Raw genomic sequence first — 26916 nt, forward strand, 5'->3', positions numbered from 1 at the left:
TGGAGAATTGCAGGAGGTCTGTGGGCGCGGCATTGCCCGTAAGACCATCGGGAGCAAGCCCCGTCCCGCAAACACCGGGCAAAAAAAATCCCGCCGAAGCGGGTTTTTCTTTTACTTCCTGCTGTATCTGGTGCCCAGGAGAGGACTCGAACCTCCACGAAGTTGCCCCCGCTAGCACCTGAAGCTAGTGCGTCTACCAATTCCGCCACCTGGGCGATACAGGCCGACGATATTGTCGGTTGCGCGCGCCGCTGTCAAGCGGCGCGCGCATCGCCCACCGACGCCTCAGCTGGCGGTGAAGCGCAGGCCCTGGTTGATCGCGCAGCGGTAGCCGAGCGTGGTGCCGGTCTGCTGGTAGCCGGGCAGGGCGAACACCGCCATGCTGAAGTCGATGCTGCTGTCCGGATGCACCTGGTAACGCAGGAACTGCTGGATCGGCTTGCCGTCGCGGCCCACGGTGAGGTGCTCGTCGGCGAAGGACAGGGTGCCGTCGGCGATCACCCGATATGCGCCGATGCGCAGGCCGCCGCGGGTCTGGGTCGTGGTGGCGCCGCCGGCACTGGGCGTGCATTGGCTCAGGTCGACCGCGACCGCGACCGAGGCGCCGGTGTCCAGCGCGCGTTCGATCTCGGCGAGCGAGTTGAGGGGCGCGGCGGCGCCGGCAGGGTGGGCGAAGGCGAGCAGCGAGGCGGCGATCAGCGAGAGGGGCAGGGACTTCATGCGGAGCTCCGGAGCGTGGGGGAGGGGGTTCGCCGCACGCACGTTAGTCCTTTGCGCTGCGCGGTCAACCGACAAAATCGCGTTCTCCCGGCTGTGTCACAGCGCTTGTTCGAAGCAGGTCCGCTCGCCCTCGCGCAGCTTTCGCGTCGTGTCCGAATCCGCATGAAAGATGCGGTTTTTTGCCGAATGCGCCGTGCCTGCGCGGGTGATGCCGCCAGGATTGGGCCCGCTCGCGATCCGGCGCCGCGATGCCGTGCATGACGGTCGCGCAGGCGCGTCGCCTCGCGTTGCAGTCGGGCCATCCGGACGCCGCATCGCGCGCCGGCATTGACAAGGGCGCGCGCTGTCCGCAGAATTCGCGGCCTCCATCGCCCAGATGGCGGAATTGGTAGACGCACTAGCTTCAGGTGCTAGCGGGGGCAACTTCGTGGAGGTTCGAGTCCTCTTCTGGGCACCACATGCAACACGCGGGAGCGCTGAACTCCCGCAACGACCGGCCCGCTGACGCGGGCCTCGTCGTTTCTGGAAGTGGCCGGCCACCATCGCGCCCGCCGGTTTGCCTGCGTTGACGGCCCAGCGAGTACCATGGGAGGATGACCAATCGAAAAACCAAGTCCGGCAAGCCCGGCAAGCCCGCATCCCACGACACGCCCGCCAGCAAGGCCGGCACCCCGGCGGCGGCGCCGCCGCCGAAGAAATCCAAGATGCCGTCGTGGATGCCCAGCCTCCCCAGTTTCCTGCGGCGCAGTCCCAAGCCGCCGTTGCAGCCGCTGCATCCGCCCGAGCCCGTGTCCGCACCCTCCTCGCGAAAGAAGCCGCCGGCCGCGGTGGCCGATCCGTTCGCCGCCCGCGAGGCCGAGCGCTACGCCGAGCCGATCGCCAGCCGCGAGGCGATCCTGCAACTGCTGGACCGCTGCGATGGCCCGCAGACCCTGGAAGAATTGGCCGGCCAACTCGGCCTGACCGAGCCTTCGCGCATGGAGGCGTTGAGCAAGCGCCTGGGCGCGATGCTGCGCGAGGCGCAGCTGGTGCAGAACCGCCGCGGCGGCTACGCGCCGGTGCAGCAGACCAACCTGATCCCCGGCGTGGTGATCGCCAATCCCGACGGCTTCGGCTTCCTGCGTCCGGACGAGGGCGGCGACGACCTGTTCCTGCCGCCCTACGAGATGCGCAAGGTGCTGCATGGCGACCGCGCGCTGGCCAACGTCACCGGCATCGACCGCCGCGGCCGCCGCGAAGGCAGCATCGCGCGCGTGCTCGAGCGCGGCCTGAGCCGGTTGATCGGCCGCTTCAGCATGGAGGGCGGCATCGCCTACGTGGTGCCGGACGACAAGCGCATCCAGCGCAACATCCAGATCCCGACCGATGCGATGGGCGAGGCGCGCGACGGCCAGCTGGTGGTGTGCGAGCTCACCTCCACCCCGGACGGGCGGCGCCCGCCGATCGGCAAGATCATCGCGGTGCTCGGCGACAAGCTGACCCCCTCGCTGGTGGTGGAAACCGCGATCCACGGCCGCGAGCTGCCGTACGAATTCCCGCAGGCGGTGCTCGACGAAGCCGCCGCGGTGCCGCTGACGGTGGAGCCGGCGGCGATCAAGGGCCGCGTGGACCTGCGGCAGACCCCGCTGGTGACCATCGACGGCGCCGACGCCAAGGATTTCGACGACGCGGTGTTCTGCGAGCCGAACGCCGAAGGCTTCCGCCTGGTGGTCGCCATCGCCGACGTGTCGCACTACGTGCGCCCGGGCACGCCGCTGGACGTGGAGGCGATCCGCCGCGCGACCTCGGTGTATTTCCCCGGCTTCGTGGTGCCGATGCTGCCGGAGACGCTGTCCAACGGCATCTGCTCGCTCAATCCCAAGGTCGACCGCATGTGCTTCGTGTGCGACATGCAGATCGACCGCCAGGGCGAGGTGGCCGGCGCGCGCTTCTACGAGGCGGTGATGAATTCGCACGCGCGGCTCACCTACGATCAGGTGTGGCAGGCGGTGGGCGAAAAGGACGAGCAGGTGCGCAAGGACGTGGCCGCGGTGCTGCCGCAGATCGAGCGCCTGTACCAGCTGTTCCACGTGCTGGCCAAGGCGCGTGCGCGCCGCGGCGCGATCGAGTTCGAGACCTCGGAAGTGCGCTTCGTGCTCGACAACACCGGCGAGGTGACCCAGGCCGGGATGCTGGTGCGCAACGATGCGCACAAGCTGATCGAGGAATGCATGATCGCCGCCAACGTGGCCGCGGCGCGGCACCTGCTGGAGGCGCGCATCCCGGCGCCGTACCGCGTGCACGAGCGGCCGCCGGAGTCCAAGTACGCCGACCTGCTCGAGTTCCTCAAGGAATTCAAGCTGAGCCTGCCGCCATGGAACAAGGTGGTGCCGGGCGACTACACCAAGCTGCTGAAGAAGGTGCGCGAGCGCCCCGACGCGGCCTTGCTGGAGTCGGTGCTGCTGCGCAGCCAGAGCATGGCGGTGTACTCGCCGGACAACGCCGGCCACTTCGGCCTGGCGCTGGAGGCGTACGCGCACTTCACCTCGCCGATCCGCCGTTATCCGGACCTGCTGGTGCACCGCGCGATCAAGTACGCGCTGACCCGCGGCGCGCCGGACAAGTACCTGTATTCGCCGCGCGAGATGGCGGCGCTGGCGCTGCAGTGCTCCGAGCGCGAGCGCCGTGCCGACGAGGCCGAGCGCGAGGTCGACGAGCGCTACCGCGCGGCGTGGATGGAAAAGCACGTCGGCGGCCAGTTCGACGGCGTGGTCAGCGGCGTCACCAGCTTCGGCCTGTTCGTGGAGCTGGACCAGTCCAAGGTCAACGGCCTGATCCACGTGACCCAGTTGCCGCAGGACTATTACCAGTTCGACGCGGTGCGCAAGACCCTGTCCGGCGAGCGCCGCGGCATGCAGTTCCGGCTCGGCGACCGGGTCCGCATCCTGGTGCTCAAGGCCAGCATGGAAGAGCGCAAGATCGATTTCCGCCTGGTGGTGGAAGGCGAGCCGATGACCGACATGCCGCCGCCGGAACGCGGCCAGCAGCAGCCGGCCAAGCGCAAGAAAAAGAAGTACTGACGGCGCAGCGTCGCGGCGGGCCGCTTGTGGCCGGCCGCCGCGATCGTTCGCCCCTTGCGCGCAGCGCATGGGGCGCTGCCTGCGCGATGCGGTTCGCAGCGGAGAGCAGACATGCAGCACGACGACTACAGCGGCGGTTGCCAGTGCGGCGCGGTGCGCTTCCGGGTGCGCGGCCGGCTCGACGACGCTTCGATCTGCCATTGCCGGATGTGCCAGAAGGCGTTCGGCGCCTACTACGCGCCGCTGGTGTCCACACGCGGCGCGGAGCTGGTGTGGACGCGTGGGGCGCCGAAGCATTTCCAGTCCTCCAACCTGGTGCGGCGCGGTTTTTGCGCCGACTGCGGCACGCCGCTGACCTACGAAGCGCCGGACGGCATCGCCGTGGCCGCCGGTGCGTTCGACCAGCCGGCGGCGTTGCCGCCGCGGATCCAGTACGGGCTGGAAGCCAAGCTGCCGTTCGTGGACGGCTTGCACCGCTTGCCTGTGCGCACTACCGAGGACGATCTGGAGAACGCGCCGTTCCTGGCGCAGTTGGTGTCGCACCAGCATCCGGATCACGACACCGGGCGCTGGCCGGCCTGAGCGGGGCCGCCGGGCCGCGCCGAACGCGGGGCCAGGACCCGCTCGCCGAGGCCGTCTCCGCAGGCCTGTGCGCACCGCGCAGCGAGCGCCGCATGGGCGTTCGGGCGTGTCGCCGCGGCCGCTGCAGGCGTCCGTCGTTCTTGCCGGGCGCGCGGGATTGCCATGCGCGCCGCCTGTCCGGCACTGCTGCGCGGCGGCGGCTGCGTCGGGTCCTGTCGCCCTGCTGTGCATGAAGCGGATGCCCGGCCGGCGCGGTCATGCGGTGCGGGCAATGTGACGCGAGCGCCGGCAACGCCTACCATTCCCGCTTTCCTTCCTCGCAGTCCCCGCCTCATGAGCAAGCAGAACCAGTGGATCGTCGGCGTCAACGCCGTGGCCTCGTCGATCGAGAACGATGCCGACAACGTGCGCGAAGTGCTGATCGAGGCGGGCAGCAAGAACCCGCGGCTGGTGGAGATCGAGGAGAACGCGCGGCGCAAGGGCATCGAGGTGCGGCGGGTGAATACCCAGGCGCTGGACGGCGTCGGCGGCTCGGTGCGCCACCAGGGCGTGGCCGCGCGCTATGCGGCGGCGCGCACCTGGGGCGAGAACGAACTGGAAGGCCTGGTCGCCGCCGCCGAAGGCCGCGCGCTGCTGCTGGTGCTCGACGGGGTGCAGGATCCGCACAACCTCGGCGCCTGCCTGCGCAGCGCGGCGGCGGCCGGTGCCACTGCGGTGGTGATTCCGAAGGACAAGTCGGCGCCGGTCAACGCCACCGTGCGCAAGACCTCGGCCGGCGCCGCCGACCGCATTCCGATCGTGGCGGTGACCAACCTGGCACGCTGCCTGCGCGACCTGCAGAAGCAGGGCGTGTGGATCTACGGCCTGGTCGGCGAGGCCGAGACCTCGCTGTACGCGCAGGACCTGCGCGGCAACGTGGCGCTGGTGCTGGGCGGCGAATCCGACGGCCTGCGCCGGCTGACCCGCGAGCACTGCGACGGCCTGGTCAAGATCCCGATGCCGGGCGACATCGAGAGCCTCAACGTGTCGGTGGCGACCGGCGTGACCCTGTTCGAGGCGGTTCGGCAGCGCATGGGGTGAGGGGCCGAAGCCGTCATGCCCGCCGCTGCGTTCGTCGCGACTGAAGTCGCTCCCCCGGTGGGCTCCGGATGCTTGGATGAGTGCGTTGTGGAAGCGCTTCGAACCCTGACCGCCTCCGAAGGTGGAAGGTCCACCACTTCGTTTGTCGCGGCTGAAGCCGCTCCTGCACGGGCCGCGCTCGCATGTATCGGGCGAGCCGGCCGGGTGCACTGTGGGAAGGGCTTCGGCCCCGACTGCACGGTGGCGGAAGGTTCCGGGCTGCGTTCGTCGTCGTTGACGACCCGAGGCCACTTGAAGCCGGAGTGCGGCGAGCCGGCTGGGTCCACTGTTGGGGGCTTCAGCCCCGACCGGCCCGTGCGCGCCGTTCTTCGGTCTGGCCCATGGCTCCGCAGCCGCCTGGCGCCGGTCGCGGCGATGTTCCGCTTCAGCGCTGGTCGATCGCTGTCACCGCCACCGCCGACGTTGCGCCGGTAGCGGATGCCGTCGCCCCGCTGCCGCCCAGCGCCTGGTACAGGGTGACGTCGTTGTTGAGCTGGTCGAGCCTGGCCTGGGCCAGGGTCAGTTCCGCGCTGCGCCGGGTCTGCTGCGCGTCCAGCCAGGTGCGCAGGTCGGCGGCGCCGCTGCGGTAGCGCACTTCGTACATGCGCTCCACGTCGCGTGCGGCAGCGAAGGACTTCTGCGCCGAGGCCACCTGCGTCTCCAGCTGGGTGCGCGCCGACAAGGCGTTGTCGACGTCGCCCAGGGCGGTGTACAGCGTGGTGCGGAAGGTGCTGGCGGCGATCTCGTAGCTGGTGCCGGTGATGCGGGTGTTGAGCTGGGCCTGGCGCAGGTTGAGGAACGGCAGGGTCAGCCCGGCGCCGAGCGTGGCCAGCGGATTCTTCAGTACGTTCGTCAGCGTGGCGCTGCTGCCGTCGAGCGAGCCGGTCAGGCTCAGCGCCGGGTAGTAGCTGGTCGCGGTGACCTTGATGTCGGCCAGCGCGCTGCGCAGCCGCAGCTCGGCCGCGCGCAGGTCCGGGCGGCGCGCCAACAGTTCCGCCGGCAGGCCCGGCGCCAGTACCGGGCGCGCGAATGCGTCCAGATTCTGCGGTTCCTCGGCTTGCGGCCACGCCTGGCCGTCCAGCAGCACGGTCAGCTTGTTGCGGGCTTCCACGCGCTGTTGCAGCAGCTTGCTCTGCTCGGTGCGCTGGCTTTCCAGGTTCTGCTCGGCCTCGCGCACTTCCAGCCGCGACACCTCGCCAGCCTGGAACTGTACCTGCACCAGTTGCAGGGTCTTGGCCAGGCGCGCGAGATTCTCCTCGCCGGCGGCGATGCTCTGGTTGAGATAGCCGAGTTGCCAGTATTGGTCGCAGACCTCGCCGACCAGGGCCAGCGCGGTGTTCTCGCGGTCCTCGTCGGTAGCCTCGGCTTCCCAGCGGTCGGCATCGCGCTGCGCGCGCAGCTTGCCCCACAGGTCGATCTCCCAGCTCAGCGACACGCTGGCGGCATTGCTGCGGGCGACGTCGTCGTGATGGTCGGTGGCGCGGCTGCCGGAGGCACTGACGCTGCCGCTGGCGCTGGGCCACCGCTCGGTCTCGCTCAGGCCGGCCTGCAGCCGCGCCTGGCGCAGGCGCAATCCGGCCGTGGCCAGGTCGGCGTTGACCGCCAACGCATGCGCCACCAGGCGGTCCAGGCGCGGATCGCCGAAGCCTTGCCACCAGGCGTCGGCGGCGATGTCGTGGGCGGGGTAGGTGGCCTGGCGCGCCAGCGGCTGGCGCGCGTCGCCGGCAGTATCGGCACCGGCGGCGTACTGCTGCGGCACGGCGATCGGCGCGGCGCGGTACTGGCCGGTGCTGACGCAGCCGGACAACGTGGCGAGCAGGGCCAGCGGCAACAGCGCCGGGCGTAACGAAGAGAGCATGTTCATTCGCGGGCCAAGGCCTCCACGGGATCGAGTTGCGCGGCGTTGCGCGCGGGCAGGAAGCCGAACACCACGCCGATCAGGCTGGAGCAGGCGAAGGCGGCGACGATCGAGCCGGTCGAGAAGATCATGCTGAAGCTGCCGCCGGCCACGGCGAACACCCGGCCCAGCGCCAGCGCCAGGCCGACCCCGAGCAGGCCGCCGAGCAGGCACACCAGCACCGCCTCGATCAGGAACTGCTGCATGATGTCGCTCTGCCGCGCGCCGACCGCCATGCGCACGCCGATTTCGCGGGTGCGTTCGGTCACCGACACCAGCATGATGTTCATCACCCCGATGCCGCCGACCACCAGCGCGATGGCGGCGATCGCGCCGATCATCAGGGTCAGCGTCTGCGTGGTCTTCTCGATGGTCTCGCGGATCTCGGCGCTGTTGCTGAGGAAGAAATCCTCGCTGCCGTGGCGCAGTTTCAGCAGCCGCGTCAGCGCCTGTTCGGCCGCATCCATCGGTGTGGCGTCGGACACGCGCACGGTGATGCTGGACACGTAGCTCTGGCCGAGCATGCGCGACATCGCGGTGGTGTAGGGCACCCAGATGCTCAGCGTGGAACTGCTGCCGAAGCCGGTGGTCTGCTTCTGCGCCACGCCGACCACGCGTACCGGCACGTTGCCGAGCAGGATCACCTGGCCGATCGGGCTGCGCGGAGAGCTGCCGAAGAACTGCGTGCGGGTGTTCTGGTCGATCACCGCCACCTGCTCGATGCGCGACACCGCCTCGGCGCCGAAGAACGCGCCTTCGGCCAGCTTCAAGCCCTTGACCCGGAAATACTGCTCGCCGACGCCGCTGACCTGGGCGGTGGCCGACTGGTTGCCGTAGCGCGCGGTGACCGAGGTGGAGACATTGGGCGTGGCGCTGTCCACGTAACTCTGCTGCGCCAGCGCGGTGGCGTCGCGCGCCTTGAGCGTCTGCACCCGGCCCGAGCGCATGTCGCCGAAGCCGCTGCCCGGATAGACCTCGATGGTGTTGGTGCCGAGTGCGGAGATGTTGGACAGGATCTGCTGCTGCGAGCCGTTGCCCAGCGCCACCACCGACACCACCGAGGCGATGCCGATGATGATCCCGAGCATGGTCAGGAAGGTGCGCAGGCGATGCGCGTTCATCGCCAGCAGCGCCATCCGGAACGCTTCGGTGAACCGGTCGCGCAGCGCCTGGAAGCGGCTGCCGCCGGTGGCGGCCGGTTCCAGGCGGCGCGCGGCGCGGCGCGGGTCGATCGCCGGGTTGGCGCGGTCGGCGATGATCGCGCCGTCGCGGATCTCGATGATGCGCTGCGCGTGCTGCGCCACCGACATGTCGTGGGTGACGATGATGATGGTGTGGCCTTCGGCATGCAGCTCGCCGAGGATCGCCATCACTTCCTCGCCCGAACGCGTGTCCAGTGCGCCGGTGGGTTCGTCGGCCAGGATCACCTGGCCGCCGTTCATCAGCGCGCGCGCGATCGAGACGCGCTGCTGCTGGCCGCCGGAGAGCTTGCCCGGGGTATGCCCGGCGCGGTCGCTGAGCCCGAGCCGGCGCAGCAGCTCGGCCGAGCGCGCGCTGCGCGCCGCCGCAGGCATGCCGGCATACACCGCGGGCACTTCGATGTTGCCGCTGGCGTCGAGGTCGCCGAGCAGGTGGTAGCGCTGGAAGATGAAGCCGAAGTGCTCGCGGCGCAGCTGCGCCAGCTCGTCCGGCTGCATCGCGCCGGTGGCGCGGCCGGCCACGCGGTAGCTGCCGGCGCTGGGCCGGTCCAGGCAGCCGAGGATGTTCATCAGGGTGGACTTGCCGGAGCCGGACTGGCCGACGATGGCCAACATCTCGCCGGCGGCGATGTCCAGGTTGACGTCGCGCAGCACGACCAGGGTCTCGTCGCCGGCCGGGAATTCGCGGCGCAGGTCGCGCAGTTGCAGCAGTGCTTCGCTCATGGTCGGGGCCTCACATGCCCATCGGCGGCGGGCCGCCGCCGGGGCCGCCGCGGCGCTGGCTGTTCTTCTCGCTGGCCGCCTGCTTGGTCGCGGCGGTAGCCTCGCCGACCACCACCTGCTCGCCCTCGCGCAGGCCGCTCTTCACTTCGGCCAGCGCGTTGTTGTTGAGGCCGATGCTCACGATGCGCGGCTGCGGGCGTCCGTCGGCGCCGACCACCTGCACCGTGTAGCGGCCGTCGCCGCGCTTGTCGCCCAGTGCCGCCGAGGGAATGCTCAGCACCTTGCTGGCCTTGCCGAGCACGATGCTGACCTGCGCGGTCATGTAGGTGCGCAGTTCGCGGCTGGCATTGTCCACGTCGAACAGGCCGTAGTAGTAGATCGCCGAACTGGAGGTGGAGGTGGACGAAGAGGACGTGGTCGTGGACGTGCTGTCCTCGCTGGTCACCGATTCGGGCGCCGGGGCGATGTCGCGCAGGGTGCTGGTGTAGCGCTTGTCCGGATTGCCGAGGATGCTGAAATACACCGGCTGGCCTTCCTTGGTCTTGACCACGTCGGCTTCGGAGATCTCCGCGTACACGGTCATGGTGTTGAGGTTGCCGAGCATGACGATGGTCGGCGTGCTCTGGTTGGCGTTGACGGTCTGCCCCTGCTTGGACACCACCGCGACCACGGTGCCGTCGATCGGCGCGGTGATCTTGGTGTAGCCCAGGGTGGTCTGCGCGCTGTCCACCGTGGTCTGCTGCTCGGCGATGGTGGCGTCGAGCGCGGCGATCTGCGCGCGGGTGCCTTCCAGCGTGGCGCGCGCGCTGTCGTAGTCGGCCTGGGAGGTGGCCTCGGCGGCCAGCATCTGCTGCTGGCGCTTGAACGCCAGTTCGTACTGGCGCAGGTTGGCGACCTGCACCTGGCGCGTGGCGCGCGCGTTCTGCAGCGCCGCCTGCGCGCTCCTGAGCGTGTTGAGCTGGGTGCGCGAATCGATCTCGGCGATCAGGTCGCCGGCCTTGACGTTGTCGCCGAGCTTGACCTTCAGCGACTCGATGCGGCCGGATGCCTGCGCGCCGACGCTGACCAGCTGCGAGGGCTTGATCGTGCCGGTGGCCTCGACGGTCTGCTCGATGTCGCCGCGGACCACCGGCGAGGTGGCCAGGGTCGGTGCCGGCGGCGGCCGCAGCCACCAGGCCGCGCTCGCGGCGAGCAGCAGCGCAAGGATCAGCAGCACGATGCGGTTGCGTCGTGTCTTGGGAAGCGCGGATTTCACGGAGGCGGGACCTGTGGCCTGGCCGCGTGCTGCGGCGTCGACAGCAGCATGGCGGCCGCGCCCGCCCGGCCTCAACGCACGCTCTGTGTCGGCGTGTATCGGGTTCAGCGTGGCCGGTATCGCAGTGTTTCCGGCCAGGCTGGCGATACGCGGCGACACGGACCGGGCGCGCGCGCCGATCGGCTAGGATGGATCATCGCCGCATGAAGGAAGAACCGACGATGCATCGCCTGCTGGTGGTCGACGACGACGTCGACATCCGCACCCTCCTGGCCGAACAGCTGGGCCGCGCCGGCTATCAGGTCAGCACCGCCAGCGACGGCGCGCAGATGCGCCAGGTGCTGGAGCGCGAACACGTGGACCTGATCGTGCTCGACCTGAACCTGCCGCGCGAGGACGGACTGACCCTGTGCCGCGACCTGCGCGCCAGGTCGAGCACGCCGGTGATCATGCTGACCGCGCGCAGCGAGCCGATCGACCGCGTGCTCGGCCTGGAGATGGGCGCCGACGACTACCTGGCCAAACCGTTCGAACCGCGCGAACTGCTGGCGCGGATCCGCAACGTGCTGCGCCGGACCGAGGCGCTGCCGGCCAACCTGGAGCCGCTGGCGATCCGCCGCGCGCGCTTCGGCGGCTGGCTGTTCGATCTGGAACAACGCCACCTGGTCGATCCGGGCAGCAGGGTGGTGGTGCTGTCCGGTGCCGAATTCCGCCTGCTGCGGGTGTTCGTCGGCCATGCCAACAAGGTGCTGTCGCGCGAACAGCTGGTGGCGCTGAGCAGCGGCCGCCAGTACGAGGCGCAGGACCGCGCGATCGACCTGCAGATCAGCCGGCTGCGGCAGAAGCTGGGCGACAGCGGCGGCGACGGCCTGATCAAGACAGTGCGCAACGAAGGCTATGTGCTGGCCGCGGCGGTGGCGCTGGAATGAAGCGGCTGCGCCGGTTCTTCGCCTCGATGGCCGGGCGCCTGTTCCTGATCCTGCTGCTGGGCATGGCCTGCGCGGCCAGCTTCGCCACGCTGCTGGCCAATGCCAAGCGCCGCCAGGAATTCGACCGGCAGAACATGGAGCGCGCCGCCGACCGCCTGCAGAGCTTCGTCGAGCTGTTGCAGAGCGCCGGCCCGGAATTGCGCGCGCGGCTGCTGTCGCTGGGCGGGCCAGGCATCCGCATCCTGCCGGCCACGGCGCGCGCGCAGACGCCGGACCCGGTGTTCGCCGCGGTGCTCGGCGCGCGCGGCGGCGCACTCGCGCCGGCGCAGGTGTCGCGCCTGGACATGCCCGCCTGCATGCCACAGCGTCCGGATTTCCTGCCGCCGCCGCAGCGCCGCGACTTCGACCGCCAGGACGCCTCGCTGGAACCGCCGACCTGCCGGCTGATCGCCTTGCGCCTGGACGACGGCACGCCGCTGCGGCTGGGCCTGCAGACCCAGCCGATCGCGCGGCAGACCGCGCTGGCGGTGGACCCGCTGTTCCTGTCGCTGCTGGCGCTGGCCATCGCGCTGCTGGCCTATGTGGTCGCGCGCATCGCCAGCACGCCGCTGCAGCGGCTGGCCGATGCCGCCGCCGACCTCGGCCAGGACCTGCAGCGCCCGCCGCTGCAGGTGCGCGGGCCGCTGGAAGTGCGCCGCGCCGCGCAGGCCTTCAATGCGATGCAGCAGCGCCTGCAGCGGCACCTGGGCGAACGCACGCAGATGCTGGCGGCGATCACCCACGACCTGCAGACCCCGTCCACGCGGCTGCGGCTGCGCCTGGAGAACGTGCAGGACGACGCCCTGCGCGAGCGCCTGATCGGCGACCTGGCGGCGATGCAGGCGCTGATCCGCGAAGGCCTGGAACTGGCGCGCAGCGCCGAAACCGCCGAGCAGCGCGCCGCGCTGGACCTGGATTCGCTGCTGCAGAGCGTGGTCGAGGATGCCGCCGAAGCCGGCGCCGACGCGGTGTTCGAGCGCGGTTGCGGCGCGGTGCTGCCGCTGCGCCCGCTGGCGATGCACCGGCTGTTCTCCAATCTCGTCGACAACGCGCTGAAGTACGGCGGGTCGGTGCGGGTGGCGGCCGAACGCCATGCCGACGGCGCGCTCGGCGTGTACGTGCGCGACTGCGGCCCGGGCATCGCCGAGGACGAGCTGGAGACGGTGTTCGCCCCGTTCGTGCGCCTGGAGACGTCGCGCTCGCGCGAGACCGGCGGCGCCGGCCTGGGCCTGACCATCGCCCGTGCGCTGGCCGAGAAGGACGGCGCCACGCTGCGCCTGCGCAACCTGGCCGGGGGCGGGCTGGAAGCCTGCGTGCAGTGGGCGGCGCCGCTGCGCCGGAGCTGAGCGCGGCACGCGTCCTGCGCCTGCCGCCGCGTGTCCACCCGCGGCGGCGGATTTTTGCCTACCATGTGCGCTCTTCCCGTGTTGCGTTCCGGTAATGAGCCAGCATCTGCCCCGTCTCGCCGATTCTGGCCGGCCGCCGCGCCCCGGGGCATCTCGTCCATTGCCGAGCAGGACCGACCCGCAGGGCCGCGCTTGCGCCCACCGACATCCACGCCCTGGCTTGCCTCGTGTACGCGCAAGCATCCTGCGACCTGCGCGGGGATCGATAGCACGCGCTAGCGCTTTCCAGGCCGGATCGACCCGGTGAGGGCGGCGGCGTCGGAGCATGCGACGGCCGTCCGCCGCGCCGCGCATGCGTGGCGATCGGTCCTGCTGGCGCTGCTTGTTCTGTTGTTCGGAGCAGGTACCGCGGCGGCGGACGACATGGCCGATACCGGGCCGCCGCCGCTGCGCGACTACGCGGTGGATGCCTGGACCTCGCGCAACGGCTTGCCGCACAACTCGCTGCGCGGCCTGGCGCAGACCGCGGACGGGCGTCTGTGGTTCGCCACCTGGGAAGGGCTGGTGCGCTACAACGGACTGGACTTCGCGGTGATCGACCGCAGCACCCATCCCGGCCTGCCCGACAACGGCGTCGGCGCGCTATACGTAGGCCACGACGGCGCGCTGTGGCTCAGCGACTCGCGCGGCAACCTGGGCCGCTACGACCGCGCCGGCGACTGGCGCTTCTGGCGGCAGCCGCCGGGCTGGCCGCGCGCGCTGATCCACGCCATGACCGAGGACCGCCAGGGACGGTTGTGGCTGCTGTTCGAAGGCAACGGCCTGGGCTGCCTGTGGCCGGACGGCCGCTTCGACTACCAGCCGGCACCGCCCGGCCTGCCGCTGGCCAACAGCTTCCCGCGGATCGCGGTCGACGACCGCGGCCGGGTCTGGATCGGCAGCCTCGACGGTCTGCTGTACCGCGATGCGCAGGGCGTGCTGCGGCGTGCGCCGGACGCCTTCGGGCTGCCGCCCGGCCTGGCCTGGCCGTACCGCGATGCGGACGGCACGCTGTGGCTGGTCGCCGGCGAGAACGTGTACCGGCTGCAGGGCGAGCGCGCCGAGCTGGTGCACCGCCTGCCGGGCTACGGCCACTTCACCGCGATGCTGCGCGACCGCGACGGCGCGCTGTGGCTGGGCACCGAGAACCAGGGCCTGCTGCGCATCGGCCGGCACGGCATCGAGCACATGGCGCCGGGCGACATACTGCCCGACGGGCGCATCGTGAGCCTGCTCGAGGACGCCGAGGGCAGCGTCTGGATCGGCGCCAACGGCGGCCTGTTCCGGCTGCGCGAAACCCTGTTCACCAGCTACACGCGCCGCGACGGCCTCAGCGGCGACTATGTGCGCGCGCTGCTGGAAGCGCCCGGCGGCGCGCTGTGGATCGGCAGCGCCGCCGGCCTGGACCGGATGGCGGCGGACGGCACGATCGCGCCGTCCGGGCTGCGCAACGCCGACGGCAGCGCGCCGTCGGTGCTGAGCCTGGCGCGCGGCGCGGATGGCGACCTGTGGGTCGGCACCTATGCCGACGGCGTGTACCGGCTGCGCGACGGCCGCGTGCGCCGCCATTACGACAAGGCCGATGGCCTGCCCAGCGGCCACGTGCGCGCGATCAGCGTGGACGGCGCCGGCACGGTATGGATCGGCACCCAGCGCGGGCTGGTGCGCATCGATGGCGAACAGGCGCGCGTCGCCGACGTGCCGGGCCTGCCGCAGGGCCTGATCACCGCGCTGGCCAGCATCGACGGCGCGCTGTGGATCGGCTCGGTCGAAGGCGCCTCGGTGCTGCGTGACGGCCGCGTGCAGCGGCTGCCGCTGGAACCGCTGGGCGGCGCGCGCAGCGTGTTCGGCTTCCAGGCGCTGGGCCGCGACATGTGGATCTCCACCGACCGTGGCTTGCACCGCTACCGCGACGGCCAACTGGCGCGTGTCGGCCTGGAGCAGGGCATGCCGGTGGACACCGTGTTCCAGCTGGTCCGCGACCGCCTCGGCAACGTCTGGATCAGCAGCAACCGCGGCGTGCTGCGGACCAGCGCCGACGCGCTCGACGCGGTGGCCGATGGCCGCGTCGGCAAGCTGCAGGTGACCCGCTACAACGAGATCGACGGCATGGCCAATGCCCAGGGCAACGGCAGCTCCGGCCCATCGGAACTCGTGCGTGGCGACGGCAGCGTGTGGCTGGTCACCGCCGGCGGCATCAGCACGGTCGATCCGCGGCGCTTGCAGCGGTTCCGCGAACGCCTGCCGCCGCCGGCGGCGATCGAGAACGTGTTGCTGGATGGGCGGCCGTTCGCGTGGCGGCGCCAGTCGCGGCTGCCCGGCGCCAGGCGCATCGCGGTGTCCTACGTCGGGCTCAGCTATCTGTTGCCCGAGCGCATCCGCTACCGCACCCGGCTCGACGGCCTGGACAAGAATTGGGTGGAACGCGGCCAGCAGCGCAGCGTCGAGTTCATCGGCCTGCCGCCGGGCGACTACACCTTGCGTGTGGCCGCGGCGCATCCGGACGGCGCCTGGAGCGCGCGCGAGGCGGTGTGGCGGTTCAGCGTCGCCCCGCTGTGGTGGCAGCGCCGCAGCGTGCAGGCCGCTGCCGTGCTGGCGCTGCTGCTCGGGCTGGTGGCGGTGTACCGCTACCTGATCGCCCGCTACCAGCGGCGCAATCTGCGCCTGGAGCGGCTGGTCAAGCAGCGCACCGGCGCGCTGCAACTGCAGACCGAGCGGCTGCTGCGCGCCGACGCCGACAAGAACCAGTTGCTGGCCGAACTGCAGGACCAGGCCGACGCGTTCGAGCGCCAGGCCAACGAGGACGCGCTGACCGGGCTGCCGAACCGCCGCCATTTCGACGAAGTGCTGCTGCGCGACGTGCGCCGCGCGCAGCGCAGCGGCACGCCGTTGTGCCTGCTGGTGATCGACATCGACCGCTTCAAGCAGATCAACGACGGCTACTCGCACGCCACCGGCGACGCGGTACTGCGCGAGGTCGGGCACCTGCTCGCCGAGGCCTGCCGCACCTCCGACCTGCCGGCGCGGCTGGGCGGCGAGGAATTCGCGGTGCTGCTCGGCGACACCCCGCTGGCCGACGCCGAGCGCATGGCCGCGCGCCTGCGCGACCTGTTCCACGCGCGCCTGCAGTGGGCCGATGCCCCGGCGCTGCGGGTGACCTTCAGCGCCGGGCTGGTCGCGCTGAGCGGGGAGGAGACGCCGAGCCAGCTGCTGCAGCGCGCGGACGTGGCGTTGTATCGGGCGAAGAGCGGCGGGCGGGACCGGGTGTGCGTGGGGTGAGGATGGGGGCGGTGTGCCGCTGCGCTCTCCCTGGCGATCCGCGTGCGCCTCAGGAGCCGTCAGGCCATCCTGGCCTTGGCCTTGGCCTGGGCTGCGCGAATTTGCTGTTGCATGCGCCTGGCGGACCAGGTGTCAGGGACGTCGATATCGATTCCCTGCGCTTCCAGTATGAAAAAAAGCATCGCTGCTGCTTGAACCGGGTACAGGCGCAAGTTGATTTTGAGCGGCGCGGCATTGCGCGGTTGTATCCAGAAGCTCGCTGATCCTTGCGGTGCCTTGGAGGAATATTCCACTGAAATGTAGGCGCTGACCACGTCTTTGAATTGAATGATGTCAACGCCAAAAAGGCTTCGGCGTTTCAGCAGGTTTCGGCTGATTTCGAGCCGAATCGTGCTCAAGACGAACAATAGCCCGGCGCTGGAAGCGAGGACGCCAAGCAGGAAGCCATGGTTCCCTTTCTCGAGCCAGAGAAGCACCCCCAAGCGTTGAGAAAAGCGATGCTGCGATGCCGACAACCACGAGCAAGTGTGTTCCCGCACGGAATGTCTTTGCGATTCCAGGGTTCATCGGCGTTTGTGTTCCATGTGGCCAGAAACCGCGACGCGACAACGAAGCCGCGCAGAGGCGTGGTGGCGGTTGCTCAGATTATCCGGATGCCTTGAGCTGGAGGAGCGCCTGTCTCACGCGTCGGCCGTTGCAGCGGCGCACGCCGGCGCGGAGGGCGAGCGCCCGGCAGAGCAAGCGTTCACCGTCTTGCCAGGTGTCGATGGCGTTAGGCGCTGCCGGACGATACCCGGCAGCGTGCGAAACGCCCTAGCCGAGCTGCGGCGCCGGCCACGCATTGGCGATCTTGCAGAACAGGCGCGCGGTCTGCTCGGTGTCGTAGACCGCGCTGTGCGCGTCGGCGGCGTTCCAGTCGAAGCCGGCCGCCTGTACGGCGCGCGCCAGCACGGTCTGGCCGTAGGCGATGCCGGCCAGGGTCACGGTGTCGAACACGCTGAAGGGGTGGAACGGGTTGCGCTTGTGGCCGCAGCGGGCCACGGTGGCGTTGAGGAAGTTCAGGTCGAAGTGGGCGTTGTGGCCGACCAGGATCGCGCGCTGGCAGCCGTACTTCTTCACCGCCGCGCGCACCGGCGCGAACACGTGGTCCAGCGCCTCGCGCTCGGGCTTGGCGAAGCGGAACGGGTGGTCGAGGATGATGCCGGTGACTTCCAGCGACTTCGGGTCGATGGCGGTGCCGGGCGCCGGCACCACATGCGCGCTGGCGGTGGCGCCGGGGTACAGCTGGCCGGCGTCGTCCATCTCGATCGGCACCGCGGCGATCTCCAGCAGCGCGTGCCGGTTCCAGTCGAAGCCGCCGGTCTCCACGTCCACCACCACCGGCAGATAGCCGCGGAAACGCCGCGACATCGGGGTGGCGGCGAGGGGCTGGGACGGGCTTTCGACGTGGTCGTTCATGCGTGCAGGGTAGCAGAGCGCGGCTAAACCTCGGCCGCGATGGGGCGCGCGGGCCTGGCGAAGACGGATCGAGTCAGGCGCGCGCCTTCGACACAGGCGCCGCGCCACGGGGCGCGACGAAGTTCTGCGGATCGGTGACGCGACGTCCGGATCGAGGGAGCGCCGTCGACGGAGTGGTGTGGGAGCGACTTCAGTCGCGACGGGCGTTCCCGGTAAGGCCCGTCGCGACTGAAGTCGCTCCCACAGTGGCAGGACCGGTGGACCGAAATGCCACCGTGCTTGGTTGTCGCGTTGCGCGCCTCAGGCCGGCACGCGGGTGCCGAGCACGCTGCCCTGCTGGCGCAGGCGCTCGAGCAGCGCGGCGCCGTCGTGCAGCAGCGCGGCCGGGTCCTGGCCGTGCTCGGCGGCCAGGCGCAGCAGCAGCGCGCGCCCGCTGTGCTCGCCGGCGCGCAGCCGTTCCACCAGTTCGTGGGCCAGCGGCGCCAGTTCGGCGAAGCGGGCCTGGCCGTCGGCATCGCGCCGCGCCAGCAGGAAGGTCGGCTGCGCCGGCGCCTCCTGCGGCTGCCAGCCTGGGCCGATGCGCTGCACCGGCCAGCGATAGCGCAGCAGGCGCAGCCAGGGCGACAGCTGCGCAATGCCGTCGAGCAGGTCGCCGTGCGGATCGTGCGGCGGCAGCGGCACATCGTCGATCTGTACCTCCAGCTCGACCGTCTCGTAGTGCGCCAGCTCCGCCAGCCACGGCCGTTGCGCATCCTCGCCGCGTTGCTGCAGGAAGCGGACGAACTCGCCGCCGATGCGCGGGAACAATGGCGTGGGTGCGCGGTGCTCGACGCAGAACGCGCGCAGCAGTGCCTGCCATGCGTCCTCGCCAAGGGTGGCGCGCAGCACCGGGAAATGCGAGGCGAGCAATTGCGCGAGGTTGTCGAAGAACAGCGCGCGGTACACCGCCAGCCGCCGCGGCTCGATGTCCGCCGGCGGCGCGTGCCGCTGCGGATCGCGCAGGTGCAGGGCCAGCGCGAACTGCTGCGCGTGCAGGGAATCAGCCATGCGCCACCTGCGCCATCTGCGCTGCTTGCGCCGACACGGCCTGCGCCTGCGCGTCGCGGATGCGCTGCACCTCGTACAGCAGTTCGGACAGCGGCGGGAAGTGGCTGTCGCGCTCCAGCAGGGTCGGGCGCACCCCGTGCAGGCGGTAGGCGGCGTCGAGCAATTGCCAGACATCGGCGTCCACCGCCGCGCCGTGGGTGTCGATCTTCAGCGCGCTGGCGGCGTCGTCGCGATGCCCGGCGATGTGGTACGAGGCGATACGTGCGCTGGGCATCGCGGCGAGGAAGGCGCGGGCGTCGTAGCCATGGTTGGCGGCGTTGACGCAGACGTTGTTGACGTCGAGCAGCAGGTCGCAGTCGGCTTCGGCCAGCACCGCGGCGACGAACTCGGCTTCGCTCAACGCCTGGCCGGGCGCGGCGTAGTAGGACACGTTCTCCACCGCGATGCGCCGGCCCAGCGCATCCTGCGCCTGGGCGATGCGTGCGCCGGCGTGGCGTACCGCCTCGTCGGTGAACGGCAGCGGCAGCAGTTCGTAGAGCTGGCCGTCGTCGGCGCTGTAGCTCAGGTGTTCGCTGTACAGCGCGACGCGGTGCCGATCCAGGAACCGCCGGGTCTGCCGCAGCAGGTCCGCGTCCAGCGGCGCCATGCCGCCGAGCGACAGCGACAGGCCATGGCAGCTCAGCGGATGGCGCGCGGCCAGCGTATCCAGCATCGCGCCCAGGCGGCCGCCGATGCCGATCCAGTTGTCCGGCGCGCACTCGAGAAAATCGAACGCGGCCGGCGGCGCCTGCAGCAGCTCGGGCAGCAGACCGCGGCGCAGGCCGAGTCCGGCGCTCGCCGCGGGCAGCAGGCGCGGCGCGGAATCAGCCGCCGCCACCGCACTTGCCTTCGCCGCACTTGCCCTCGGCCATCGCCTTGTCGTCGTGCTGGGCCGCGGCGGCGGCGGCCTTGTCCGGCTTGGCCGTAGCGGCGTCCTGCGCATGCGCACCGCATGCGCCCTCGGCGGCCTTGTCGGCGCCGGCGGCATCCGTGGACTTGGCATTGGTTTTGGGCTGCGCCGGCACCGTGGTCGCTGCCTTGTCGGCGCTGGGCGGCGCCGCGGCCTGGGCGCCGAGCGCATAGCCCTGGGCCAGGTCGGTCATCGCCAGCGCGGAGGCGGACAGGCCCAGGCCGCCGAGCAGGACGGCGCCGGCGAGGGCAGTGGACGGACGCGAGGGAATGGACATGCGGACTCTCCTGGCAGGCGAACGTGGTGCCGGCGTCGCCACGCTGGCCGTGTCCGCCAAGCGTACCCGCTGGCGCCGTGCGCCGCATGCGGCGCTGCGCCGTCCGCCAACGAAAAGGCCCCGCCGAAGCGGGGCCTGGTGTGCGCCGCCGCCTCAGCGGCTGTTGGCGATGACGCTGCTGATGACGCCGGTGGCGACGGCGATCAGCACGTACTGGTTGTCGACCCGGCGCCACTCGTGGCCACGCGGCGGCGCCTTCAGGCCGCGCTTGCGGTAGTCGGGCACGCGGTCGCCGCGATGATCGGAGGCCAGGCGTTCGCCGCGCTTGTAGTGGCGCGGACCTTCGTGGCGGCCGTTGTCGTGGCGGTCGTCGCCATGATCGTCGCGGCGGCCGTCGTTGCGCGCCTGTTGCGGACCGCGATCGCCGTGCTGGTCCTTGCGGCCCTTGTCGTCCTGATGGTCCTTGCGCACCTGCTGCGGATCGCGGTCGCGATCGTGGTCGTCCTGGCCGGCGGCGAATGCGCCGCCGGAGGCCAGCAAGGACAGGGCGAGGACCGAACCGATGATGCGCTTCATGGTGTCTCCTGGGTGGTCGGTGGAGAACGGCTCCACGCGTACCGACACGCTAGGCGCCAGCCGATGAATAGGCGATAAAATTTCCAGGAGATTCAATCATTTGCACGTGTCGATATGTGTCGCCACGTATCGACCGCGTCGAGGCCGCGTGAATCCGGACTCAGATGCCCGAGGTGCTGCTGGTTTCGTCGCGCTTGTCGCGCGGCGGCAACGGCTGGTCGCCATGCACCAGGAACCACACGTTCTCGGCGATATTGGTGGCGTGGTCGCCGATCCGCTCCAGGTTCTTGGCCATGAACAGCAGATGCGTGCACGGGGTGATGTTGCGCGGATCTTCCATCATGTAGGTCAGCAGTTCGCGGAACAGGGCGGTGTACTGCGCGTCCAGCAGCGCATCGCCCTGGCGGACCCGCAGCGCGGCGTCGGCGTCGTTGTTCTGGTAGGCGCGCAGCGCCTCGCGGACCTGCTCGGCGGCGAGCTTGCCGAGCTGGCGCAGGCCCAGCGTCTGTGGCATCGGCGGCGAGGTGTTCAGCGCGATCGAGCGCTTGGCCACGTTCGCCGCGTAGTCGCCGATGCGCTCGATGTCGGCCGGGATGCGCAGGCCGGCGAGGATCTCGCGCAGGTCGCGCGCCATCGGTCCACGCAGCGCCAGCCGCATCACGTCGCTGCTGATCGCATGCTCGAGCGCGTCGATCGCCTCGTCGTTGACGACGATGCGCAGCGCGGCGTTGTCGTCGCGGCGCTCGACCACGTCCAGCGCCGCTTCCAGCTGCGCCACCGCGGTCTCGCCCATGCGCACGATCTCGGCGGCGATGCGGTGCTGTTCTTCGTCGTAGCTCTTCACGATGTGCTCGTTCGGCGGGGTGTTCATGTCGTAGGTCCGTTGGATTCGTTAGTGTCGCCGCGGCCATCCTGGCGTCGCGGGGCTGGCGTCGGGCGTCTCAGCCGAAGCGGCCGGTGATGTAGTCTTCGGTCTGCTGCTTGCTGGGCTGCGAGAAGATCATCTCGGTACGATCGTGCTCGATCAGGTCGCCCAGGTACATGAAGGCGGTGTAGTCGGACACGCGCGCGGCCTGCTGCATGTTGTGGGTGACGATGACGATGGTGTAGTCGTTCTTCAACTCCTCCACCAGCTGCTCGATGCGGCTGGTGGAAATGGGGTCCAGCGCCGAGGTCGGCTCGTCGAGCAGCAGCACGTCCGGGCGCAGGGCGACGGCGCGGGCGATGCACAGGCGCTGCTGCTGGCCGCCGGACAGGCCCAGCGCGCTCTGCCCGAGCTTGTCCTTGACCTCGTCCCACAGCGCGCCCTGGCGCAGCGCCTGCTCGACGCGATCGGTCATGTCCGCCTTGGACAGCTTCTCGTGGTGGCGGATGCCGTAGGCGACGTTCTCGAAGATGGTCATCGGGAACGGCACCGGCTTCTGGAACACCATGCCGACCTTGCTGCGCAGGCGGTTCATCGGGTACTTCGGCGACAGGATGTTCTCGCCGTCCAGCAGCACCTCGCCGCGCGCCTCCAGCTTCGGATACAGCGCATAGATGCGGTTGAAGATGCGCAGCAGGGTCGACTTGCCGCAACCGGACGGGCCGATCAGCGCGGTGACGCGCTTTTCCGGCACCTCGATGTTGATGCCCTTCAGCGCGTGGTACTTGTCGTAGTAGAAGTCCAGGCCGCGTGCGGCCACCTTGACCGGCGATGGCGCCAGCGCGGTGTGTCCGGCGGGCATGGCGATGCGGTGCATCGGTGCGGTGTTGTGCTGATCGTTCATGGCCGGTTCCATAGGGAAATCAATCGTTGGACGTCTTGTAGCGGCGCAGCAGGCCGCGCGCGCCGAGGCTGACCAGCAGCACGAACACGGTGAGCACCAGCGCGCCGGACCAGGCCAGCTGCTGCCAGCTCGGGTAGGGGCTGCCGGCGAAGGAGTTCATCACCACCGGCACACTCGCCATCGGCTGCATGACGTTGTTGTTCCAGTACTGGTTGCCGAATGCGGTGAACAGCAACGGCGCGGTCTCGCCGCTGATGCGCGCCAGCGCCAGCAGCACGCCGGTGACGATGCCGGCCGAGGCGCTGCGGTACAGCACCTGCACCGTCACCTTCCACTGCGGGATGCCCAGCGACAGCGCCGCTTCGCGCATCTGCGAGGGCACCAGGCGCAGCATCTCGTCGGTGGTGCGCACCACCACCGGCAGCACGATGAAGGCCAGCGACAGCGCGCCGGCCATCGCCGAGAAGCGTCCGCCGGTCTGCATCACGTACAGCGTGTAGACGAACAGGCCGAGCACGATCGACGGCGCCGACAGCAGGATGTCGTTGACGAAACGCACCACCTGGCCGGTCTTGCGCGCATTGCCGTATTCGGCCAGCCAGGTGCCGGCGGCCACGCCCAGCGGGGTGCCGATCAGCAGTGCCAGGCCGCACATCACCGCGCTGCCGAAGAACGCATTGGCCAGGCCGCCTTCTTCGCCCGGCGGCGGGGTCATGCGGGTGAACAGGTGGATATCGATGCCGGCGATGCCCTTGGACAGCAGGGTCCACAGGATCCAGCCCAGGAACGCCAGCCCGAACAGCGCGGTGAGGCAGGACAGCAGCAGCGCGAACACGTTGACCACGCGGCGGCGGTTGTACAGGCGGTCGGCGATGTCGGCGGCCATCAGTTGCCCTCCCGGCGCGACAGTTGCTGCAGCATCAGGCGGGCGATCGCCAGCACCACGAAGGTGACGATGAACAGCACGAAGCCCAGCAGCAGCAGCGCCGAGCGGTAGGTTTCCGTGGCCTCGCCGAAGTCGTTGGCGATCAGCGCGGCGATGGTGGTGCCCGGTTCCAGCAGCGACGGCGACAGCCGCACCGTGTTGCCGACCACGAACGCCACCGCCATGGTCTCGCCGAGCGCGCGGCCCAGGCCCAGGAAGATGCCGCCGATCACCGCCGAGCGGGTGTAGGGCAGCACGATGTCCCAGCTCACTTCCCATTTGGTCGAGCCCAGCGCGTAGGCCGATTCCTTCAGCCGCGTCGGCACGGTCAGGAACACCTCGCGCATCACCGAGGAGATGAACGGGATCACCATGATCGCCAGCACGAAGCCGGCGGTGAGCAGGCCGATGCCCAGCGGCGGGCCCTGGAACATCGGCCCGATCACCGGCAGCGTGCCGATGTGGTCGTTGAGCCACGGCGTGCCGTATTCGGTCATCACCGGCACCAGCACGAACAGGCCCCACATGCCGTAGATGATCGACGGGATGCCGGCCAGCAGCTCGATCGCGGTGCCGATCGGGCCGCGCAGCCAGCGCGGCGACACTTCGGTCAGGAAGAACGCGATGCCGTAGCTCACCGGGACCGCGATCAGCATCGCGATCAATGCGGTGACCAGGGTGCCGTAGATCGGCGCCAGCGCGCCGTACTTGTTCTCGACCGGATTCCATTCGCTGGAGTAGAAGAAGCTCAGGCCCTGCATCTGCAGGGCATGGCGGCCGCCCCACAGCATCGACAGCGCCGCGCTGGCCAGGGCGATGAGGACGAACACGACGGTAGCGGTGAGCGTCCAGCGGAACAGACGGTCGGCACGGGCGTCGCGCAGGTCGCGTCCGCTGGGCGCCGATATCGCTTCGGGAATGACAGTGGCGTTCATGGGCTCGGTGTGTGCCGGAGCGCGCGGTGGCGCGATCCGGTCGTTGCCGCGGCGGCGATGGCCGCGCGCGGTGGGTGGCTGCGTCGCTCCCGCGCAGGCGGGAACCCGAAAGTCCGGAATACGTGGTACCGATGCGGCGACCGGCGCTGCCTGCCGCAGCGCCGAGCGCGATGCACATGCGCGGCGCGTCCCGCCGCCGCGCACATGCTTCCGCCGGCGAGGGCGGAAGCGGGGTAGCGCTTACTTGAACTCTTTGGCCCAGTAGGCTTCGATCTGCTGCACCAGCTCCGGCGGCAGCGGCACGTAGTGCAGTTCGTTGGCCTGCGGCTGGCCCTTCTCGAACGCCCACTTGAAGAACGCCAGGGTCGCCTTGCTGCGCGCGGCATCCTTGGGCTGCTTGTGCATCAGCATGAAGTTGGTGGCGGTGATCGGCCACGCCTGCGCGCCGGCGGCGTTGGTGATGACCAGGTTGAAGTCCTTGGCGTTGGCCCAGTCGGCCGACGCGGCGGCCGCGGCGAAGCTGTCGGCGTTGGGCTGCACCCAGTTGCCGGCGGCGTTCTGCAGCGAGGCGTACGGCATCTTGTTCTGCAGCGCGTAGGCCAGCTCGACGTAGCCGATCGAGCCCTTGATCTGCTGCACGTACGAGGCCACGCCTTCGTTGCCCTTGCCGCCGACGCCGCCCGGCCACTGCACCGAGGTGCCTTCGCCGACCTTGCTCTTCCAGTCCGGGCTGACCTTGGACAGGTAGTTGGTGAAGTTGAAGCTGGTGCCCGAACCGTCGGAGCGGTGCACCAGGTTGATCTTGGTGCTGGGCAGGGTGGTGCCGGGGTTCAGCGCGACGATCGCCGGATCGTTCCAGGCGGTGACCTTGCCGAGGAAGATGTCCGCCAGCACGCTGCCGGTCAGCTTCAGCTTGCCCGCTTCCATGCCGTCCAGGTTGATCACCGGCACGACCCCCCCGATCGCCGAGGGGAACTGGCCGAGGCCGGCGGCGGCCAGCTCGGCGCTGTCCAGCGGCTTGTCGGAAGAACCGAAGTCGACGGTGCCGGCCTTGATCTGGGCGATGCCGCCGCCGGAGCCGATCGACTGGTAGTTGATCTTGTTGCCGGTGGCGGTGTGGTAGTCGGCCGACCACTTGGACACCAGCGGATAGATGAAGGATGCGCCGGCGCCGGAGATTTCCGCGGCGGTCTTGGCGCCGTCGGCCGCAGCGGCTGCGGGCGCACCACCTGCCGCATCGGCGGCACCCTGCGGCTTGTCGCCATTGCCCGGCTGGCAGGCAGTGATGGCGAAGGCCAGGGCCAGGGACAGAACGGCAAAGCGTGCCGGCTGCAATTTCATGGGGTCACTCCGTAGCGAAGGTAGCCGGGGTCCGGCGGATGTATGCTATGAAATGATATTTTTGTTACAGGCGCGTGACTTGCGCTGTGGTTATCAAATAGTCAAGCGGATCAGCCACTTGTGCCCGCCGTGCGGCGGTGTCGGGCGCGGCGGGGTGGCTGCTGCGGATCGATCTGCGCCGGTTCCGGGATCGCGCCGGCTCGCGCCGGCAGGTCGCTCGCGGCACGCGACCCGCGCAGGGGAGCGGACAAAAAAAGACGCGGACCCTGGGGTCCGCGTCGCATTGCGCCATGGTCGTCGGGCGCTGTCATGCCCGGCGACCCGGATGGCGCAGGCTTACTTCATGTTCTGCGCCCAGTAGGCTTCGATCTGCTTGACCAGCGGCTCCGGCAGCGGGACGTAGTCCAGCGACTTGGCCTGCGCCTGGCCCTGCTCGAACGACCACTTGAAGAAGTCCAGGGCCGCCTTCGACGAGGCCGGCTTCTTGGCCTTCTTGTACATGATCGCCCAGGTGGTGGCGGTGATCGGCCACGCGTCCTGGCCCGGGGCGTTGGTCATGATCAGGTTGAAGTCCTTGGCCGACTTCCAGTCCGCGGTGGCGGCGGCGGCCGAGAAGGCCTTGTCGTCCGGCATCACGAAGCGCCCGGCGGCGTTCTTCATGCCGGCGTAGCTGAGCTTGTTCTGCAGGGCGTAGGCGTATTCGACATAGCCGATGCCGCCGCGGATCTGCTTGACGTACGCCGCCACGCCTTCGTTGCCCTTGCCGCCGATGCCGGCCGGCCACTGCACCGCGGTGCCTTCGCCGACCTTGCTCTTCCACTCCGGGCTGACCTTGGACAGGTAGTTGGTGAAGTTGAAGCTGGTACCCGAACCGTCGGAGCGGTGCACGATGGTGATCTTCAGGTCCGGCAGGGTCAGGCCCGGGTTGAGGCCGGCGATCGCCGCGTCGTTCCACTTGGTGATCTTGCCCAGGAAGATGTTGGCCAGCACCGGGCCGTCCAGCTTCATCGCGCCCGGCGCCACGCCCGGCACGTTGAACACCGGCACGATGCCGCCGATCACGACCGGGAACTGGCCCAGGCCGAACTTGTCCAGTTCCGGGCCGGTCAGCGGCTTGTCGGAGGCGCCGAAATCGACCGTGGCCGCCTGGATCTGTGCGATGCCGCCGCCGGAGCCGATGGACTGGTAGTTGACGTGGTTGCCGCTCTTTTCGGCATAGGCTGCCGACCACTTCGACAGCACCGGATAGACAAAGCTGGAGCCGGCACCGGTGACATCGGTGGCTTGCGCCGCCAGCGAGAAAGACGCGACCGCGGCAGCAGCCAGCAGTCGGAGCTTGAGGGAACGCATCGGAAGAACTCCTAGAGGGGTGGTATGCCGGCACCCCGGCCGGCAACGGCGCCATTGCAAGACTTTTTCATGAACGTCTGAAGAAAATTGCATGTCAGTCCAG

The 26916-nt window shown here is 69.9% G+C and carries 22 protein-coding genes and 2 tRNA genes; 7 read left to right on the forward strand and 17 right to left on the reverse strand.

All coding sequences use genetic code 11. From position 1 onward, the window contains the following. Positions 1-128 precede the first annotated feature (128 nt). Together NRY95_08515 and NRY95_08520 are read right to left on the reverse strand one after the other, a co-directional pair. Positions 129-215: transfer RNA gene (locus tag NRY95_08515), tRNA-Leu, on the reverse strand. Between the two features lie 70 nt (positions 216-285). Further along, positions 286-720, reverse strand: a complete 435-nt coding sequence (locus tag NRY95_08520; GenBank protein UYC17981.1) for a VirK family protein — start codon at positions 718-720, stop codon at positions 286-288. Positions 721-1090: 370 nt separating this feature from the next. Between NRY95_08520 and NRY95_08525 the strand changes: the two genes are divergently transcribed. The 4 genes from NRY95_08525 (at position 1091) to rlmB (ending at position 5441) form a co-directional block, all read left to right on the forward strand. Then, positions 1091-1177, forward strand: a tRNA-Leu gene (locus tag NRY95_08525). A gap of 136 nt (positions 1178-1313) precedes the next feature. Beyond that, complete coding sequence (gene rnr, locus NRY95_08530; GenBank protein UYC17982.1) at positions 1314-3779, forward strand: ribonuclease R; 2466 nt, start codon at positions 1314-1316, stop codon at positions 3777-3779. A 111-nt stretch (positions 3780-3890) separates the two neighbouring features. Next, positions 3891-4361, forward strand: a complete 471-nt coding sequence (locus NRY95_08535; GenBank protein ID UYC17983.1) for a GFA family protein — start codon at positions 3891-3893, stop codon at positions 4359-4361. 333 nt (positions 4362-4694) lie between these two features. Then, a complete protein-coding gene (rlmB, locus tag NRY95_08540; protein UYC17984.1) occupies positions 4695-5441 on the forward strand; it encodes a 23S rRNA (guanosine(2251)-2'-O)-methyltransferase RlmB in 747 nt (248 codons plus the stop codon). A gap of 424 nt (positions 5442-5865) precedes the next feature. Here rlmB and NRY95_08545 read toward each other — a convergent pair whose 3' ends face one another. From NRY95_08545 to NRY95_08555, 3 genes are read right to left on the reverse strand one after another with little or no spacing between them, the layout of a single operon-like run. Next, positions 5866-7338 (reverse strand): efflux transporter outer membrane subunit, encoded by a 1473-nt coding sequence (locus NRY95_08545; protein ID UYC17985.1) that lies wholly within the window; start codon positions 7336-7338, stop codon positions 5866-5868. A gap of 2 nt (positions 7339-7340) precedes the next feature. Further along, positions 7341-9299, reverse strand: coding sequence for a MacB family efflux pump subunit (locus NRY95_08550; GenBank protein UYC17986.1), 1959 nt, complete (start codon positions 9297-9299; stop codon positions 7341-7343). A gap of 10 nt (positions 9300-9309) precedes the next feature. Continuing rightward, positions 9310-10554, reverse strand: coding sequence for an efflux RND transporter periplasmic adaptor subunit (locus tag NRY95_08555; protein UYC17987.1), 1245 nt, complete (start codon positions 10552-10554; stop codon positions 9310-9312). Positions 10555-10757: 203 nt separating this feature from the next. Here NRY95_08555 and NRY95_08560 point away from each other — a divergent pair, with 203 nt between their 5' ends. From NRY95_08560 to NRY95_08570, 3 genes are all read left to right on the forward strand, one after another. After that, positions 10758-11483 carry a response regulator transcription factor gene (locus NRY95_08560; protein ID UYC17988.1) on the forward strand — a complete coding sequence of 242 codons (726 nt, stop codon included), beginning with the start codon at positions 10758-10760 and terminating at the stop codon, positions 11481-11483. Then, on the forward strand, positions 11480-12868 hold the full coding sequence (locus NRY95_08565; protein ID UYC17989.1) for an ATP-binding protein: 1389 nt from the start codon (positions 11480-11482) through the stop codon (positions 12866-12868). Before NRY95_08560 ends, NRY95_08565 begins: the two co-directional genes overlap by 4 nt. A gap of 423 nt (positions 12869-13291) precedes the next feature. After that, positions 13292-16186 (forward strand): diguanylate cyclase, encoded by a 2895-nt coding sequence (locus NRY95_08570; protein UYC17990.1) that lies wholly within the window; start codon positions 13292-13294, stop codon positions 16184-16186. A 59-nt stretch (positions 16187-16245) separates the two neighbouring features. Here the strand turns inward: NRY95_08570 and NRY95_08575 are convergent, their stop codons facing one another. The 12 genes from NRY95_08575 to pstS (NRY95_08630) all read right to left on the reverse strand — a co-directional run bounded on the left by NRY95_08575 (position 16246) and on the right by pstS (NRY95_08630) (position 26813). Further along, positions 16246-16662, reverse strand: coding sequence for a hypothetical protein (locus NRY95_08575; protein ID UYC17991.1), 417 nt, complete (start codon positions 16660-16662; stop codon positions 16246-16248). A gap of 337 nt (positions 16663-16999) precedes the next feature. Beyond that, positions 17000-17644 carry a ribonuclease T gene (rnt, locus tag NRY95_08580; GenBank protein ID UYC17992.1) on the reverse strand — a complete coding sequence of 215 codons (645 nt, stop codon included), beginning with the start codon at positions 17642-17644 and terminating at the stop codon, positions 17000-17002. 300 nt (positions 17645-17944) lie between these two features. Beyond that, a complete protein-coding gene (locus NRY95_08585) occupies positions 17945-18691 on the reverse strand; it encodes a putative DNA-binding domain-containing protein (protein ID UYC17993.1) in 747 nt (248 codons plus the stop codon). Beyond that, positions 18684-19568, reverse strand: coding sequence for a DUF692 domain-containing protein (locus tag NRY95_08590; GenBank protein ID UYC17994.1), 885 nt, complete (start codon positions 19566-19568; stop codon positions 18684-18686). The genes NRY95_08585 and NRY95_08590 overlap by 8 nt, the downstream gene beginning before the upstream one ends. Next, on the reverse strand, positions 19555-19917 hold the full coding sequence (locus NRY95_08595; protein UYC17995.1) for a hypothetical protein: 363 nt from the start codon (positions 19915-19917) through the stop codon (positions 19555-19557). Before NRY95_08595 ends, NRY95_08590 begins: the two co-directional genes overlap by 14 nt. Positions 19918-20070: 153 nt before the next feature. Next, a complete protein-coding gene (locus NRY95_08600; GenBank protein ID UYC17996.1) occupies positions 20071-20493 on the reverse strand; it encodes an RcnB family protein in 423 nt (140 codons plus the stop codon). Between the two features lie 160 nt (positions 20494-20653). Beyond that, positions 20654-21364 (reverse strand): phosphate signaling complex protein PhoU, encoded by a 711-nt coding sequence (gene phoU / locus NRY95_08605; GenBank protein UYC17997.1) that lies wholly within the window; start codon positions 21362-21364, stop codon positions 20654-20656. Between the two features lie 70 nt (positions 21365-21434). Further along, positions 21435-22262: a phosphate ABC transporter ATP-binding protein PstB gene (gene pstB / locus NRY95_08610; GenBank protein ID UYC17998.1), complete on the reverse strand. Its 828-nt coding sequence runs from the start codon at positions 22260-22262 to the stop codon at positions 21435-21437. A 19-nt stretch (positions 22263-22281) separates the two neighbouring features. Next, complete coding sequence (gene pstA / locus NRY95_08615; GenBank protein UYC18538.1) at positions 22282-23151, reverse strand: phosphate ABC transporter permease PstA; 870 nt, start codon at positions 23149-23151, stop codon at positions 22282-22284. Continuing rightward, a complete protein-coding gene (pstC, locus tag NRY95_08620; protein UYC17999.1) occupies positions 23148-24122 on the reverse strand; it encodes a phosphate ABC transporter permease subunit PstC in 975 nt (324 codons plus the stop codon). The genes pstA and pstC overlap by 4 nt, the downstream gene beginning before the upstream one ends. Before the next feature lie 240 nt (positions 24123-24362). Further along, positions 24363-25463, reverse strand: a complete 1101-nt coding sequence (pstS, locus tag NRY95_08625; GenBank protein ID UYC18000.1) for a phosphate ABC transporter substrate-binding protein PstS — start codon at positions 25461-25463, stop codon at positions 24363-24365. 336 nt (positions 25464-25799) lie between these two features. After that, positions 25800-26813, reverse strand: coding sequence for a phosphate ABC transporter substrate-binding protein PstS (gene pstS / locus NRY95_08630; GenBank protein ID UYC18001.1), 1014 nt, complete (start codon positions 26811-26813; stop codon positions 25800-25802). Positions 26814-26916: the final 103 nt, after the last annotated feature.

Source organism: Xanthomonas campestris pv. phormiicola (genome assembly GCA_025666215.1).
Classification (GTDB): domain Bacteria; phylum Pseudomonadota; class Gammaproteobacteria; order Xanthomonadales; family Xanthomonadaceae; genus Xanthomonas_A; species Xanthomonas_A campestris_A.

Coding starts and splice junctions, on each gene's coding strand:
- NRY95_08520 (UYC17981.1), bottom strand. CDS start 720: ATGAAGTCCCTGCCCCTCTCGCTGATCGCCGCCTCGCTGCTCGCCTTC.
- rnr (UYC17982.1), top strand. CDS start 1,314: ATGACCAATCGAAAAACCAAGTCCGGCAAGCCCGGCAAGCCCGCATCC.
- NRY95_08535 (UYC17983.1), top strand. CDS start 3,891: ATGCAGCACGACGACTACAGCGGCGGTTGCCAGTGCGGCGCGGTGCGC.
- rlmB (UYC17984.1), top strand. CDS start 4,695: ATGAGCAAGCAGAACCAGTGGATCGTCGGCGTCAACGCCGTGGCCTCG.
- NRY95_08545 (UYC17985.1), bottom strand. CDS start 7,338: ATGCTCTCTTCGTTACGCCCGGCGCTGTTGCCGCTGGCCCTGCTCGCC.
- NRY95_08550 (UYC17986.1), bottom strand. CDS start 9,299: ATGAGCGAAGCACTGCTGCAACTGCGCGACCTGCGCCGCGAATTCCCG.
- NRY95_08560 (UYC17988.1), top strand. CDS start 10,758: ATGAAGGAAGAACCGACGATGCATCGCCTGCTGGTGGTCGACGACGAC.
- NRY95_08565 (UYC17989.1), top strand. CDS start 11,480: ATGAAGCGGCTGCGCCGGTTCTTCGCCTCGATGGCCGGGCGCCTGTTC.
- NRY95_08570 (UYC17990.1), top strand. CDS start 13,292: ATGGCCGATACCGGGCCGCCGCCGCTGCGCGACTACGCGGTGGATGCC.
- rnt (UYC17992.1), bottom strand. CDS start 17,644: ATGAACGACCACGTCGAAAGCCCGTCCCAGCCCCTCGCCGCCACCCCG.
- NRY95_08585 (UYC17993.1), bottom strand. CDS start 18,691: ATGGCTGATTCCCTGCACGCGCAGCAGTTCGCGCTGGCCCTGCACCTG.
- NRY95_08595 (UYC17995.1), bottom strand. CDS start 19,917: ATGTCCATTCCCTCGCGTCCGTCCACTGCCCTCGCCGGCGCCGTCCTG.
- NRY95_08600 (UYC17996.1), bottom strand. CDS start 20,493: ATGAAGCGCATCATCGGTTCGGTCCTCGCCCTGTCCTTGCTGGCCTCC.
- phoU (UYC17997.1), bottom strand. CDS start 21,364: ATGAACACCCCGCCGAACGAGCACATCGTGAAGAGCTACGACGAAGAA.
- pstB (UYC17998.1), bottom strand. CDS start 22,262: ATGAACGATCAGCACAACACCGCACCGATGCACCGCATCGCCATGCCC.
- pstC (UYC17999.1), bottom strand. CDS start 24,122: ATGAACGCCACTGTCATTCCCGAAGCGATATCGGCGCCCAGCGGACGC.
- pstS (UYC18000.1), bottom strand. CDS start 25,463: ATGAAATTGCAGCCGGCACGCTTTGCCGTTCTGTCCCTGGCCCTGGCC.
- pstS (UYC18001.1), bottom strand. CDS start 26,813: ATGCGTTCCCTCAAGCTCCGACTGCTGGCTGCTGCCGCGGTCGCGTCT.